This is a genomic window from Nitrincola alkalisediminis, from assembly GCF_009821115.1.
GTDB classification, from domain to species: Bacteria; Pseudomonadota; Gammaproteobacteria; order Pseudomonadales; family Balneatricaceae; genus Nitrincola; species Nitrincola alkalisediminis.
On record NZ_VYTY01000014.1, the window covers coordinates 37,181 to 52,432 of the forward strand.

The 15,252-nt window shown below is 45.7% G+C and carries 10 protein-coding genes and 1 tRNA gene; 7 read left to right on the plus strand and 4 right to left on the minus strand.

The window, feature by feature from the left end:
- Positions 1-50: 50 nt before the first annotated feature.
- From F5971_RS16690 to F5971_RS16705, 4 genes are all read right to left on the minus strand, one after another.
- Complete coding sequence (locus F5971_RS16690) at positions 51-2,210, minus strand: putative bifunctional diguanylate cyclase/phosphodiesterase (protein WP_193496188.1); 2,160 nt, start codon at positions 2,208-2,210, stop codon at positions 51-53.
- A 6-nt stretch (positions 2,211-2,216) separates the two neighbouring features.
- Positions 2,217-2,861, minus strand: coding sequence for a histidine phosphatase family protein (locus F5971_RS16695; protein ID WP_193496190.1), 645 nt, complete (start codon positions 2,859-2,861; stop codon positions 2,217-2,219).
- 124 nt (positions 2,862-2,985) lie between these two features.
- Positions 2,986-5,574, minus strand: a complete 2,589-nt coding sequence (locus F5971_RS16700) for a putative bifunctional diguanylate cyclase/phosphodiesterase (RefSeq protein ID WP_246187833.1) — start codon at positions 5,572-5,574, stop codon at positions 2,986-2,988.
- A gap of 242 nt (positions 5,575-5,816) precedes the next feature.
- Positions 5,817-5,903 (minus strand) — tRNA-Leu (locus tag F5971_RS16705).
- Between the two features lie 128 nt (positions 5,904-6,031).
- On the opposite strand from F5971_RS16705, the gene queA reads away from it, so the two are divergent.
- The 7 genes from queA (at position 6,032) to serB (ending at position 15,187) form a co-directional block, all read left to right on the plus strand.
- Positions 6,032-7,078: a tRNA preQ1(34) S-adenosylmethionine ribosyltransferase-isomerase QueA gene (queA, locus tag F5971_RS16710; RefSeq protein WP_193496192.1), complete on the plus strand. Its 1,047-nt coding sequence runs from the start codon at positions 6,032-6,034 to the stop codon at positions 7,076-7,078.
- A gap of 14 nt (positions 7,079-7,092) precedes the next feature.
- Positions 7,093-8,214: a tRNA guanosine(34) transglycosylase Tgt gene (tgt, locus tag F5971_RS16715; protein ID WP_036512590.1), complete on the plus strand. Its 1,122-nt coding sequence runs from the start codon at positions 7,093-7,095 to the stop codon at positions 8,212-8,214.
- A gap of 35 nt (positions 8,215-8,249) precedes the next feature.
- The gene (gene yajC, locus F5971_RS16720) at positions 8,250-8,576 is read left to right on the plus strand and encodes a preprotein translocase subunit YajC (protein WP_036512593.1); all 327 of its coding nucleotides are present in this window, start codon (positions 8,250-8,252) and stop codon (positions 8,574-8,576) included.
- A 62-nt stretch (positions 8,577-8,638) separates the two neighbouring features.
- The gene (gene secD / locus F5971_RS16725; protein ID WP_193496194.1) at positions 8,639-10,495 is read left to right on the plus strand and encodes a protein translocase subunit SecD; all 1,857 of its coding nucleotides are present in this window, start codon (positions 8,639-8,641) and stop codon (positions 10,493-10,495) included.
- 9 nt (positions 10,496-10,504) lie between these two features.
- Entirely contained in the window at positions 10,505-11,431 is a 927-nt protein-coding gene (gene secF / locus F5971_RS16730; protein WP_193496196.1) for a protein translocase subunit SecF, read from the plus strand.
- A gap of 126 nt (positions 11,432-11,557) precedes the next feature.
- Complete coding sequence (rnr, locus tag F5971_RS16735) at positions 11,558-13,954, plus strand: ribonuclease R (protein ID WP_193496198.1); 2,397 nt, start codon at positions 11,558-11,560, stop codon at positions 13,952-13,954.
- A 15-nt stretch (positions 13,955-13,969) separates the two neighbouring features.
- On the plus strand, positions 13,970-15,187 hold the full coding sequence (gene serB / locus F5971_RS16740) for a phosphoserine phosphatase SerB (protein WP_193496200.1): 1,218 nt from the start codon (positions 13,970-13,972) through the stop codon (positions 15,185-15,187).
- Positions 15,188-15,252: the final 65 nt, after the last annotated feature.

The following is a 15,252-nucleotide window of genomic DNA, read 5'->3' on the forward strand; positions in this document are numbered from 1 at the left end:
TTGAAACAGGCTATCGGTTAAGTTCACTCCGTGAACAAAGGCGTAAGACGTTAAAGCGGCTTTTCAGCATTGGCCTTGGTGATGTCTAACATGCACACATCAATCGGGCTGGGTTTAGCGAAGTAGTAGCCTTGGTAGGCTAAGCAGCCAAACTGCTCAAGTTGTTTTTGTTGCTCTAGGGTTTCGACTCCCTCTGCAATGATCTCCAGTGATAAGGCTTGCCCCATTGCAATAATGGTTTTAACAATTACGGAGTCTTCATTGTCTGTGGTGATGTCTTGTACAAAGGACTGGTCAATCTTCAGTTGGTTTAGGGGCAGCCTCTTAAGATATTGCAAGGACGAATAACCTGTTCCAAAATCATCCATCGAGAAGGTGACACCAATTGCTCGTAACTCAAGCATTTTTGAAATGGTCTGTTCTATATGTTCAAGGACAATAGATTCCGTAATTTCAAGCTTTAAGCGTTTGGGGTTGACCTGAAAGTGTTGTAGCGCGTCTTTGACATCCGCAACAAAGCTGTCCTCACGGAATTGGCGAGCACTGACGTTCACTGAGATCGTCAGGCTCTCGGTTGTTGGAGAGTTGGCCCATTTTGCCAGTTGTTGGCAAGCTGTCTTGAGAATCCACTGCCCCATCGGGATAATCAATCCTGTTTGTTCGGCAAGCGGTATAAAATTAAAAGGAGGAATCAATCCTTTATCTGGATGTAGCCAGCGTATTAACGCTTCAGCGCCGATAACTCTTCCTAGATGGTTGTATTGAAGTTGGTAGTAAAGACGTAATTGTGCCTTCTCAGTCGCCAGTCTTAGCTCATTTTCTAAAAGTGTGCGCTGTTCAAGTGCCTTTTGTAGATCAGGATCGTAAAAACAAACGGTGTTTCGTCCCGCTTCTTTTGCTTGATAAGCGGCAATCTCGGCATGATTTAGCAGTGCTTCTGCTTTGAGTTCTGAACCTGAGAATAATGTCACACCAATGCTGGCGCTGGAAAAATGCGTGTACTCTTCTAGCGTATAATCTACTGTTAAATGTGAGCAGAGTTTTTCAGACAAGGGTTCAATTTCAAGTGCGGCCTCGGCTAGGCTATTCGAGCGTAACTCAAGTAAGAGTGCGAATTCATCCCCACCAACGCGGGCCAACGTATCTGCCTCAGGGATCAGTGACGCCAATTGGACAGCCGTTTCTTGCAGGATTTGATCACCTGCTTGATGCCCTTTTAAATCATTAACTGATTTAAAGCGATCCATATCAATCCACAAGAGCGCATAATGGGCCGGATGATGTGCAAGTGTGCTGATTAGATGTTCTAATCGATCAATTAAGAGGCGTCTATTCGGGAGTCCAGTCAGGGCATCAGAGTATATTAAGCGGTGGTTTTCTTCTTCGGCGCGAATACGCCGTACCATGTCGTCTCGGAAGTTTAGCAGTAAATCCGCAATCCGTTTAAACTCGCCAGAAGCACTATTGGCGAGGGTTTCAATTTTGGCAAGCTTGATTGAGGGTGATTGATTGTAGGCAAGTTGACTCAGGGCATCGGCAATCACACGAATGCGACTGGAGGTTCGGTGGCTAACAAAGAGGACCAACACCATCAGCAAGGAGGCGGTAATCATCGCTAACACAAGGTAATAAAAAAACTCTTTTTCATAAATCCGTTGCTCTGCTAGATGGCTCCTCTTCGATTGTTCGGTTAGGAGTACGCTAAGTCGATTGCTAAACAAGGAAAACTGGGCATAGCTATCTTGGGCAGACGAAAAGAAACGTGAAGCGATATTTGGATCAATTGCAATGATCTCAGTCGACATAATCATTAAGCGGCGGTAGTTTTTAAACTCTTCTTGTAGAGATATAGCAGAGCCATGATTAACTATTTTGACTAACTCGGAGTTCGCTAAGCGATCCACAATTTGATTTTGCAGAGCAAGTTCATCGACAATTTCTCGATGAGCATAGTAAAGTTCAATTTCACTGAGTTGCTGCTCATCTGCTTGTTTTAAAAGCTCAATGACTCGGAAGTTCAATTGCGCAACGGTTTGATTAAAATGGGCGGCAAGTGCTAATGTGTCAATATTGGCTTCTAAAATGCGGCTGTTTTTGACAAAGTGATTTTTCAGCTGTGATAATGCCACATAGTTAAAGATAAAAGCCGCTATGAGCGTGAGTGTAGCCGGTAGAATCAACAACATGAACAGTGTTTTACCGGCTTTCATCCCTCGTTACTCCATCGTACTGATCAAGGATGACCAGTCATGCAATTCAATGGTGCCGAGGTACTCAAATCCGCTCTCTTGGCCGGACGGTTTAAAGATAATAAGCGCGCCTTCTGTTGGGAAATAATCCATCACTTCAACAAGGTTGGGGCCGTGTGCTACCAGTAGATAGTTTTCACCGGCTTGGGGTGGGGTGCTTAAAAGTTCACGAGTTCGGGCAATAATAGGTTGTTTTTCTTCAGTGGTTAGGGCGGCTACATAAATTAAATGATCATCAATGGTGTAGGTGTGATTGGGCAAGACAAGTTGGATGGTGTCTGTTGCTCTGCACAGAGGGCTTGAAAATATTTGAGTAATTTTTGGGATCAAAACGGGCAGTTGAGTCCCAAGTTGTTGCATTTGAATACGGCCATCGTCACTAAGGGGGCGCTGGGTTGAACAGTCGGTTAAATCCACCGGGACTTGATCCGGCTTCGAGGAGTCGGATGGGCCGTGGCGCAAGAAAAAGATGAATCCACCTTGGTTGAGTTGTTGGAGTGTCTCGGTTGCAGGGATAAAGGGTGTAAACCTCGCAGGGGTTGCCTGTGCTAACGACCATTGAGGCCAGAGTAACAGGGTCCAGAGTCCAAGCATCGCATATGTTTTAAACATATAATATCCTTATGAAATATATTGAATAGACTAGCGGAGTCATTCGGGTACTTCAATATCAACGATTAAAAAAATCGTCTTTAAGACGAACGTCTTAGGATATTTGTTCATGTGAATTAAGAGGTTAGATATCCACTTGCTTCACCAGTTTGGGGCTGGGTTTGCCGATATAGTAGCCTTGACCGTAATCGATACCCATGGCACGTATGGCTTCCATGATCTGTTCATCCTCGACAAACTCAGCAACTGTCTTGATATTCAGTCCCTGTGCTAGGGTAACAATGCTCTTAACGAAGGCAAGATCTGTTGTATCAGTTAGCATGTTGCGTACAAAATCCCCTTCGATTTTGATGACATCAATCGGAAAATGCTTGATGTAGTGAAAGGAAGAGAAGCCAGAGCCGAAATCATCAATTGCAAAATTAAAGCCTTCTAGTTTTAAATCCTGTACGAATTTTTCAAGTAAAGCCATATTGCTCACGGTTTCGCGCTCGGTTAGCTCGAACACGATTCGACTTGGATGTATTGAGAACTCCAAAGCCAATTGCCGCACTCTTGAAATAAACTCACCAATGATCAAAGATTTGGGGGAAAGGTTAATAAAGAGCATGCCATCGTAGGCTTGCTCATTCATTTGTTCAAAGGCCTTTTCAATCAATAAATAGTCCATCTTATGGACAACACCTATCGATTCAGCAATATCAATGAACTCAACAGCTGAAACGATTCGATCACCTAAGTCAATTCGCATCAGCAACTCATGGATTTTGACCTGTTTGGATTCTACGTCGAGAATCGGTTGAAAATAAGGTACGATGCGTTTTTCTTCCAATGCATTCAGTACCATCAGGTTTTTTTCACCAACGGCCTTAAATACCTCAGCCATTTCATCTTCATTTGGAATGGCAATTTGATTCTTACCCTCACGTTTTGCCTTATACATCATGTTGTCTGCAACCACAAACAAGTCTCGTGGGTCAGCTGCATGCCGAGGGTAAATAGCGATACCAATGGATGTGGTTCCTCTGACTTTTGAACCATCAGGGGCTGTTAATACCAATGTTTCAAGTGAACTGGCAATACGTTGAGCAACACTGTGAGCTTGCTCTTCGCTGGTCTCAGGTAAAATAATGGTGAACTCATCGCCACCATAGCGCGACACAAAATCACCGGGGCGAACGGCCAAGGCAAGTACCCGTGCAAAAGAGTGTAAAAATTGATCGCCAAAGCTGTGACCGTATCGATCATTCACGTGTTTGAAGTTATCAAGATCCAGCATTAAGAGGCTGAATTCTTGATGATGGCGTTGAGATCGGCCGACTTCATAGCCTAAAAGCTCGTGAAACATGCGCTGATTGTGTAAATCGGTTAAAGGATCTCGAGTTGCATAGTATTCAAGATCTTTTGTGTATTTGTAGATGGCTTTTACTGAGCCAACCAGGTTAAGTAAGGTTGTCAGAATGCTATCAATGACGATATGTCGGATCGGGTCGCGTGCCATCTCCGACTGCACACCGATGCCCACGACACCACCGATTTTTGGGGTTTCAAGCAATAAGGATTTGGTTTGCAGTTCTATTTCATGGATGCCCAGTGTAAGTTTGTCTGAATCCTTCGCTGAAGAAGGGCGAGCGATGTGATGAACAATTTTGAGGATTGGGCAGTCTTTTTGATAATGATGGCTCGAGGCCAGTTGTTTTGATACAACGGCCTCAAAATCGGACTGCGTCTTTTTGCAGACATCGTGATGCCAGAAGACTTCAAGCTCATAGCCTTCCTCTTCAATTTGAAAGATGGTCACAAGTGTATGGGCCGTAATAATACTGTTGATATCGATCAAAAGGTCTTTGATGAAATCTCGCCAATCTTTGACGACTTCAGACGTGATGATGAATTTGCTGAGTAAACGAATCTCAAATTCGAGAATGTCTTTATCGACGGCGACATCTTTCAGGCGCTCAGTTAAAATACGGATATGCGAGAAGGTGTTGTTGAACTCTTCAAAGTAGAAGTCAACATCACTGATGTCCAAGTGTTTAAAATCAGTGACGGTATTAACTGACTCTAAACGGGTTCGTAAATGATCCATGGACAGATTGATGCGTTTGGCCACTTTATTGGCAATGATCAGTGACACAATCAGCGTTAAAATGCCACAAATAATGAATAAAAGCAGGTGTCCACGACGAATTTCATCGCTGATTAAGCGCTTATCTTCTATTATTTCAATCACGCCTAAGGCATCACCGATTGATGCGTTTGTGTGACAACTAAGGCAGGTTTGCTCAGCTTTTAGCGGGAATAGTCGGCGAGTATGGCTAGCATTTTCAATGACTTTCGCGTCGCTGCCAGTAAAAAGTTGTTGGACGTGCGTATCCGCATCCCGTTGATTAATAACGCCGTAAAGTGCAGAAACTTTGTCGCTTCGATAAATTTCAAATTCGAAAGGGCTGTTTTCATAGGCGGCTTTTGTGGTGCTAATAAAGTGCTCAAGCTCTTCTCGTGTCCATCCTTGACTCATGATTTCAAACATCAAACTGAAGGTGTGATCAGCGATTGATTCAGACGTTTGTTGGGCTTGGCGTGTGAAAATATTCTCGTAAAGAATGGATGCAGCTAAGGTGACACCTAGAAACACAAAAAGTGTTACCGCCATAATGGCGGCTACGACAAAACCCCGCAAGGTTTTAAACAGCCTAAAAATATTCTTCAACCCTATTGCACTCTTATTGTCTTGTTACAAATTCGAAAAAGGACAAAATAGGGATAAAACACGAAACTGTCAATCTAGCGACAAGTCTTAGATTCTAAATTGAAAGTAATTTGATACAAATCAAATTTGTATGTCTGACAAGAATCAGAAGAAATTTAAAAGGTCAAATGTTTAAATCTGATTTGATGTTCGAGGGGAGGCATAACTTAAGTATTGAAACGCCCATGTAAGTGTACTTTACGTGGTACCAGTGGCCGGACTCGAACCGGCACGCTTTTAAGGGCAATGGATTTTGAATCCATCGTGTCTACCAATTCCACCACACTGGCGTAATTCGTAACTTCCTAAGCATTTCGTGGTGCGCATTATAGAGACTTTCACAAGAAGGTCAATGATGACTGAAAAAAAAATTTTAATCAGTTAAAATGCAGTACCTTTTAAGTAATGAAGAAGCCCTATGCGTGTTCGTGATTTTTATTTTGAGTTGCCCGATGACTTGATTGCTCGATTTCCGTTGCAGGAACGATCACACAGTCGGCTGTTATGTCTTGACGCCCAAGAGGGGCGTCTTCAACATCGCATCTTCAGTGATATTCTTGAGCTGTTAACACCGGGTGACTTATTGGTTTTTAATGACACTCGCGTGATACCTGCTCGTCTCCATGGTCAAAAGGCCAGTGGAGGTAAGGTGGAGGTGTTAATTGAGCGCGTGTTGACTCCTAATACTGCGTTGGCACATGTGCGCTCAAGCCGTTCACCAAAACCTGGCAGTCGACTGCAGTTAGAAGGCGGGGTCGACGTTGAGGTCACCGGACGCAAAGAGAATTTATTTGAACTTAGTTTCAACATTGAAGGTCATTTGCTGGAGGTGTTAGACGCCGTGGGTCATATACCCTTGCCTCCGTATATGCAGCGTGAGGATCAGGCGTCAGACCGTGAGCGTTATCAAACGGTTTATAATCGTAAACCGGGAGCGGTTGCGGCGCCGACGGCCGGATTGCACTTTGATCAAGCATTACTAGATGCACTTAAGCGTAAAGGGGTTGATATTGCCTTTGTGACCCTCCATGTAGGAGCAGGGACCTTTCAACCCGTAAAAGTGGATCGTATCGAAGATCATGTGATGCATGCTGAATACATTGAGGTGCCAGACGATGTTGTCGATGCTGTTAAGGCGGCACGAGCGCGTGGAAAACGTGTCATTGCCGTAGGCACAACCAGTGTTCGCTCGCTAGAAAGTGCGAGCCAAGCGGGTGAAATCGCCCCTTTTTATGGAGACAGCCAGATTTTTATTTACCCAGGTTATGAATTCAAAAGTGTGGATGCGTTGATCACCAATTTTCATTTACCTGAGTCCACGTTATTGATGTTGGTCTCCGCTTTTTCGGGGTATGACAATATAATGCGGGCGTATCAAGAAGCCATTGAGCAACGTTACCGTTTTTTTAGCTATGGCGATGCCATGTTTTTAACGCGTCTTACCCAGTCAGAGGAATTAGTGTGAGTAGACAGTGTTTTATGCAGTTTGAGCAACTGGCAACCGATGGAAAGGCGCGTCGAGCACGTTTAACTTTTCCGCGCGGCACCGTTGAAACACCTGCTTTTATGCCTGTGGGGACCTACGGGACCGTTAAGGGTATGTTGCCAAGGGATATTAAAGCACTGGGTGCACAAATTATTTTGGGAAACACTTTTCACCTTATGCTGAGACCGGGTACGGATATCATCAACCTGCATGGTGATTTGCATGATTTTATGCAATGGCAAGGCCCGATCCTAACGGACTCGGGTGGCTTCCAAGTCTTTAGTCTTGGCAAAATGCGTAAAATCACTGAAGAAGGGGTGTCTTTCCAGTCTCCAGTTGATGGCAGTAAGGTTTTTTTAAGCCCCGAGCGCTCAATGGAAGTACAAAAGGCATTAGGCTCTGACATCGTCATGATTTTTGATGAGTGCACGCCGTACCCCGCTACAGAAGATGAAGCGGCTAAGTCGATGCGGATGTCGTTGCGCTGGGCACGTCGTTCCAAAGATGCGCATGGCGACAGTCCTTCAGCCTTGTTTGGTATTGTTCAAGGCGGGATGTACCCAGATCTACGTGATGAGTCAATGGCTGGATTGGCTGAAATTGATTTTGATGGTTATGCAATAGGCGGGCTTTCAGTGGGAGAGCCTAAAGATGAAATGATCAAAGTGCTGGATCATTTAGCCTACAAAATGCCAGAAAACAAACCTCGCTATTTAATGGGGGTTGGCAAGCCAGAAGATATCGTCGAAGCCGTTCGCCGTGGGGTTGATATGTTTGACTGCGTCATTCCGACCCGCAACGCGCGTAATGGTTTTTTGTTTACCTCGACTGGGGTTGTGAAAATTCGCAATGCAGTGAATAAAACGGATACGCGGCCTTTGGATGAAAATTGCGATTGTTACACCTGTCGCAATTTTAGTCGGGCGTATCTCCATCATTTGGATAAATGTGGTGAGATGCTCGGAGCACAACTGAATACCTTGCATAATTTGTATTACTATCAAACGCTGATGGCAGGTTTGCGCAAAGCGATTGAACAAGGTAAATTGTGCGACTTTGTTGATGATTTTTATCAGGCAAGGGGGCTTGAAACACCGCCCTTGACTGACCAATAACCTGTTTCTTAAACAACACTCAGGAGAGAGCCTTAATGAGCTTCTTGATTTCCCCTGCATATGCAGACGGTGCTGCGGGCATGGACCCAGGCATGTTTAACATGCTGTTCCTAGTCGGTTTTGCCTTGATATTTTATTTCTTTTTGTGGCGCCCTCAGGCCAAGCGTGCAAAAGAGCACAAAGCGTTGATTAACGGCTTGGCTAAAGGTGATGAAGTCATTACGGCTGGCGGTATCATTGGTAAAGTCACACGCTTAACAGACGCATATGTAGTACTAGAAGTAAGTAACGGTGTAGAGCTGAAGTTCCAGAAAGCACATGTTGCTGCGGAACTGCCAAAAGGTACGATCAAGGATATCTAAGGCTAGACACACCTAAGCGCCACGATACGTGGCGCTTTTTGTATGACTGAGGACAGAGCAACATGCTCAATCGTTATCCCTTGTGGAAAAATTTACTGATTTTATTGGTGCTGGTGGTTGCAGGTATTTATGCTGCACCTAACCTGTTTCCTGAGGACTATGCTGTTCAGATCTCAGGCTCCCGAGCTGTGCACCAGGTTGATGAAAATGTCATGTCAAACGCTGTGCGAGCGCTTGAAAGTGATGGAATTACGTTTAAGTCGAGTGAATTAGAAAACGGCGCCGGAATGCTGAGGTTTTCCGATGGAGATACTCAGCTGCGCGCAAGAGCTACCTTGGCAAGAGCCTTAGGTGAGAATTTTGTTGTCGCTATGAATTTAGCTCCCACGACGCCTGATTGGTTAACGGCCATTGGTGCAGGCCCAATGAAACTAGGCTTAGACCTTCGCGGTGGCGTGCATTTTTTGATGGAAGTAGACACGGTTCAAGCGGTATCGCAGCGCTTGGAAGTTTATGCAAGTGATATACGTACGACACTGCGTGAGCAGCGTATACGCTATCGCTCGGTGGATTTAGACGAAAGCTCAGGTCAATTGGCGGCTCGTTTTGCAGATCAAGAGTCTCGTGATCAGGCTTTGTCGCGCTTGCGTCGTGATTATTCAGAGTTCACCTTTGAGTCTACTCAGGTGGATGATGCCTTCTTCTTATACGTCACATTGAATGAGCAAACCGTGCGTGAGATAGAAGACTATGCGATCCAGCAAAACTTGACAACCTTGCGTAATCGCGTCAATGAATTAGGTGTTGCTGAGCCATTAGTGCAGAGACAAGGTCGTAACCGTATTGTTGTCCAGTTACCGGGTGTGCAAGATGCGGCAGCGGCTAAGCGTGTTATCGGTCAAACGGCCAATCTTGAATTTCGTTTAGAGGCTACCTCCGATGCAAGTCGTGCGGCCACTGAGGTTTTTGAGTTCCGTAACGATCCAAATCGTCGAGGAACATTAGAGCGGGATATCATCATCACAGGCTCCAGTGTCGCCAATGCCAATGCGACCTTTGATGAAAACGGCATGCCTCAAGTATCTATTACTCTGGATGCACGTGGTGGGCAAATGATGAGCCGTGTCACTCGGAATGCGATTCAGCGCCGTATGGCCGTGGTCTTTGTTGAACACAAAACACGCACCGTGATCGAGCGCGTAGATGGAGAGTCGGTCGAGCGCCGGATTCCGTATACTGAAAAACATTTGATTTCATTAGCGACCATTCAAAGTGTGTTAGGTAATTCATTCAGAATTACAGGGTTGGATTCGCCAAGGGAGTCTTCTGAGTTAGCCCTCTTGCTGAGAGCCGGTGCGTTAGCAGCGCCTATTTACTTTGTTGAAGAGCGAACAATTGGACCAAGCTTGGGTGCAGCCAATATCGAGATGGGGATCACCTCTGTTAAAATCGGTTTTGCGCTGGTGCTGATCTTTATGATCTTGTTTTACAGAGCCTTTGGTTTGATAGCCAATATTGCCTTGACTTTGAACCTTGTCTTAATGATTGCAGTGATGTCCCTTATGTCAGCAACGCTGACGTTGCCCGGTATAGCCGGTATCGTTTTGACCGTGGGCATGGCGGTGGATGCAAACGTATTGATCTTTGAAAGGATTAAAGAGGAGTTACGAAGGGGAACACCGGTGCAATCAGCCATACATTCAGGCTTTAGTCAGGCATTCAGCACAATATTGGATGCGAACGTTACGACCTTTATAGCTGCGATTATCTTGTTTGCTATGGGCACCGGGCCAGTGAAAGGCTTTGCAGTGACCTTATCGGTAGGTATTGTTACCTCGATGTTTGCTGCACTTGTGATTACACGTGCCTTGGTTAATTTGGCCTATGGTGGTCGTAAAGTCCAGAAGTTGTGGTTATGAGGTTAAATGATGATTCAATTTAAACGTGATTTTAACTTCATGGGGGCGCGCAAATTTGCAGCGGCCTTCTCTATTCTTTTAATTCTCATTTCGCTTGGTTCTTTGGCGATCAACGGATTGAAATTTGGCCTTGATTTTACAGGGGGGAGCCTGGTTGAGGTTACCTATGGAAACCCTGTTGAGTTAGAGGATGTGCGTGCGAGTCTTCGTGCTGAAGGCTATGCCGATGCTGTCGTGCAAACCTTTGGTGCGGCGAATGATATCCTTATTCGCTTGGGCGAAGCGCATGATCCGCAGCTGGGGAATACAATTCTGAGTATCCTTCAGGCGAGCACAGACGATACGGTGACATTGCGCCGTAATGAGTTTGTCGGCTCGCAGGTTGGGGAAGAGCTGAGAGAGCAGGGTGGTTTAGGCTTACTGGTGGCGCTTGCCATGGTGATGCTTTATTTGGCTTTTCGCTTTCAGTTTAAGTTCTCGGTGGGCGCGGTTTTGGCCTTGGCGCACGATGTGATTTTGGTGTTAGGGTTCTTCTCTATCTTCCAAATCGACTTCGATTTGACAGTGCTGGCCGCCGCCTTAGCGGTGATAGGGTATTCATTGAACGATACCATCGTTGTCTATGATCGAATTCGTGAAAACTTTCGTATACTGCGCGTGGAAGAGCCGATAGAGGTATTGAATACTTCGCTCAATCAAACGTTGAGTCGTACCATTGTCACGTCTTTAACGACGATGTTGGTATTGGTGGTATTGGCAATGTTTGGCGGTGAAATGATCTATGGTTTCTCAATTGCACTGTTGGTGGGTGTGGTTGTCGGAACCTATTCGTCCATCTATGTCGCAGGAAATATCTTGTTGATGTTGAAGGTGTCTCGTGAAGACTTGATACCTCCACCACCCAAAGAAGACATTGAGGTTGAAGAAGTTCCTTGATCAAACAAAAAAGCCGGCAGTTGCCGGCTTTTTTAATGTTTTACTGGAGCATTGCGGGTGTTAGAGTTAAGGTAGTGTCTGAGGCTGATGAAAGTCCTCAAGAAATAAAATTAAAATGGAAGACATATGAGTAAAAAATGGGTTGATAAAGATCCCGCAGCCGAATTAGAGGCTCAAAAATACGAGCGCCCTGTACCAAGTCGTGAATTTCTGACGGCATTTCTTAAAAAATGGGGTGCACCCATTTCTCATGCAAATGTGTGTGATGAGTTGGGTTTGTTCGATGAAACGGATCGAGAAGCGATTCGTCGACGTTTAATTGCCATGTGCCGTGATGGGCAATTAATCTCAAACCGCCGTAATGAATACGGTTTAATCGAAAAAATGAATTTAATAGCCGGGCGAGTTATCGGCCACCGAGACGGCTATGGTTTCTTACGTCCAGATGAAGGCGGAGATGATCTTTTTCTGAGCGCCCGCAATATGAAAGAAGTGTTCGATGGTGATCGAGCATTGGTTCAAAATGTTGGCTACGATCCCAAAGGTCGCAAAGAAGCCAAAGTCGTTGAGGTCTTGGAGCGTGGCACGCGCAAGCTGGTCGGTCGATTTGACGGTCAAAATGGATTTGGTACGTTAATTCCTGAAAGTCAAAAAATTACGCAGTCAGTGGTGATCGTTCCTGACGAAGGCTTGGCACTCGAATACCATTCAGGCCAGTTAGTGGTTGCAGAAATTATCCAATATCCGACGCGTCGTCAGCCAGCGCGAGCAAAAGTTGTAGAAGTGCTTGGCGAGCAAATGGCAGAAGGGATGGAAATCAAAGTTGCTATTCATAATTATGACATTCCGCATGAATGGCCTGCTGATGTTCAGGAAGCAGCAAGTAATCTGAGTCCTGAGGTTGCCGAGTCAGATAAGACCAATCGGTTTGATTTGCGTGATTTGCCTTTTGTTACCATTGATGGTGAAGATGCCAAGGATTTTGATGATGCCGTGTATGCTCAGAAAAAGCGTCTTGGCGGCTGGCGTCTATGGGTGGCAATAGCGGACGTGTCCTACTATGTTCGCCCCGACAGTCCTTTGGATCGAGAGGGTATTAAGCGTGGGAATTCTGTTTATTTCCCAGGCTATGTTGTGCCCATGCTACCAGAGCTCTTATCGAACGGTTTGTGCTCGTTGAACCCACATGTGGATCGCTTGGCGATGGTGTGCGAGATGACCCTGAATCGGTCAGGCAAGCTCACGGATTATCGTTTCTACGAAGCGGTAATCAATTCTAAAGCACGCCTTACCTACACGAAAGTGGCTTCGATCCTGGGTGATATTCAAGATGGTCAGCAAGATGAACTCAGAGCGCAATATCGAGAGGTTGTGCCACATCTAGAGCAGCTGTTTAGCTTGTATAAAGCCTTACGCAAGGCGCGTGATGAGCGTGGTGCCATTGATTTTGATACCGTCGAGACACGTATTCAGTTTGGGCCAGACCGGAAAATAGAAGAGATCATTCCGGTTCATCGCAATGAAGCACATAAGATCATTGAAGAGTGTATGTTGTGCGCCAATGTGGCAACGGCACGTTTTCTTGAGAAGAACAAGAAGCCCGCACTCTACCGCATACATGAAGGGCCTAAGGATCAGCGATTACAGAACCTACGCGCCTTTTTGAGTGAGTTGGGTTTGAACTTACCGGGTGGAAGTCAACCCGAGCCAAAGGACTATTTGTCCTTAGCGACGGCCATTGAGGGGCGTCCAGATCAACATGTTATTCAAACCATGATGTTGCGATCGATGCAGCAGGCCATCTACAGCCCTGAGAATAAAGGGCATTTTGGTTTAGCGTATCCAGCCTATTCGCATTTCACTTCACCGATTCGCCGTTTCCCTGATTTGTTGGTGCATCGAACGATTCGTTCTGCGATTCATTCCGGTAAGCGAATAAAAGAGGTTGAACGTCCATCAGGGTTTGTGCCGAATCCGGCGTTTGATAAAACCTACAGTATTGAACAAATGCTGGCGTTGGGTGAGCACTGCTCTATGACAGAGCGTCGAGCCGATGAAGCGACGCGTGATGTGGTGTCTTGGTTAAAATGTGAGTATATGTTGGATCAGGTCGGCAATCACTATCGAGGTGTTGTGGCTGCGGTGACTGGGTTTGGTTTGTTTGTTGAGTTAAGCGATCTGTATATCGAGGGTTTGGTGCACATTACGGCTTTACCGAGCGATTACTATCACTTTGATGCTGCGAAACAGCGTCTTGTGGGGGATAGAACGCGTCGAGTCTTCAAGCTAGGCGATCATTTGTCCGTCAGGGTCGTGCGTGTTGATCTGGATGAGCGTAAAATTGACTTCGAACTTGAAGAAACCTTGAGCCAGAAAGCACCGCCAAAACCGAGCAAGCGTGAGTTGCTAAAAAAGGGTAAGGTTGAAGAAGCCTCAAGCAAAGATGGCAAGCGGCCTTCTTCGGGACGTTCAAGGTCTTCGGAAAGGTCCTCAAGAAAACCTAGAGCGGCTAAAAAAGCCTAGTTAAAGACTGAATCAATGAATGAAATAATTTTACTGACCATTTCAGGTAAAGATAAGCCGGGCGTGACATCTGCTATCACGCAAACCTTGGCAAATTTTGACGTTAATATTTTGGATATCGGGCAAGCCGTTATCCACGATACCCTTTCATTGGGAATTTTGGTGCAAGTGCCTGTCCAAGCCGAGTCGTCGCCGCTGTTACGGGATGTGTTGTTTAAAGCGCATGAATTGGATATGAATGTACGCTTCCAGCCAGTGTCTGATGAAGCTTATGAGCACTGGGTTGATGGGCAAGGTAAATCACGCCATATCATCACGCTTTTGGGGCGGAGAATCCGTGCTAATCATATTGCAAGCGTTACGGAGATTGCGGCACGCCATGGGCTTAATATTGATAATATCAGTCGTTTATCCGGTCGTATTTCGTTAAAGCCTGAGCTTGTTGACCAGAAAAACAATGCCTGTGTTGAGTTTTCTGTCAGGGGGATTCCTGCCAATGCGTCCGCACTGCGTGAGGAATTTCTGCAAGCAGCCTCTGAATACGATGTTGATATTGCGTTCCAGAAAGATGATATCTATCGCCGGAATCGACGTTTAGTTGTATTTGATATGGACTCTACGCTGATTGAAGCTGAAGTGATTGATGAGCTTGCACGCTACGCTGGTGTCGGTGAGCAGGTGGCAGCCATCACGGAAGCGGCGATGCGGGGTGAGTTAGATTTCAATGAAAGCTTTAGAAAACGTGTTGCCTTGCTTAAAGGGCTTGATGCAGGCGTGCTGGAAGAGATTGCGCAGAGTCTAAGGCTAACCGAAGGTGCAGAGACGCTTGTGTCTCAGCTTAAAGCGTTAGGCTTTAAAACGGCGATCCTTTCCGGCGGCTTTACCTACTTTGCAGAAGGTTTGCAACGGCGTTTAGGCTTTGATTATGTCTACGCAAATGAGCTTGATATTCAAGAAGGTAAGGTCACTGGAGAAGTTAAAGGTCAAATCGTGAATGGTGAGCGTAAGGCTCAGTTGTTGCGAGAGATTGCTGAAAAAGAAGGTGTTCGTCTTGAGCAAACCATTGCAGTAGGCGATGGTGCGAACGATTTGCCTATGCTGTCGATTGCAGGGTTGGGAATTGCGTTTCGTGCCAAACCTTTAGTGAGGCAGAGTGCGAAACAGTCTATTTCTACGTTAGGCTTGGATGGAATTCTGTATCTAATTGGGTTTCGTGACAGAGACGAGTTGTAATCCGTCTGTGACTGCTCACCGCCCGATTGGGTGATGGCTCTTGCGCAATATTGCTGATTTTCTGC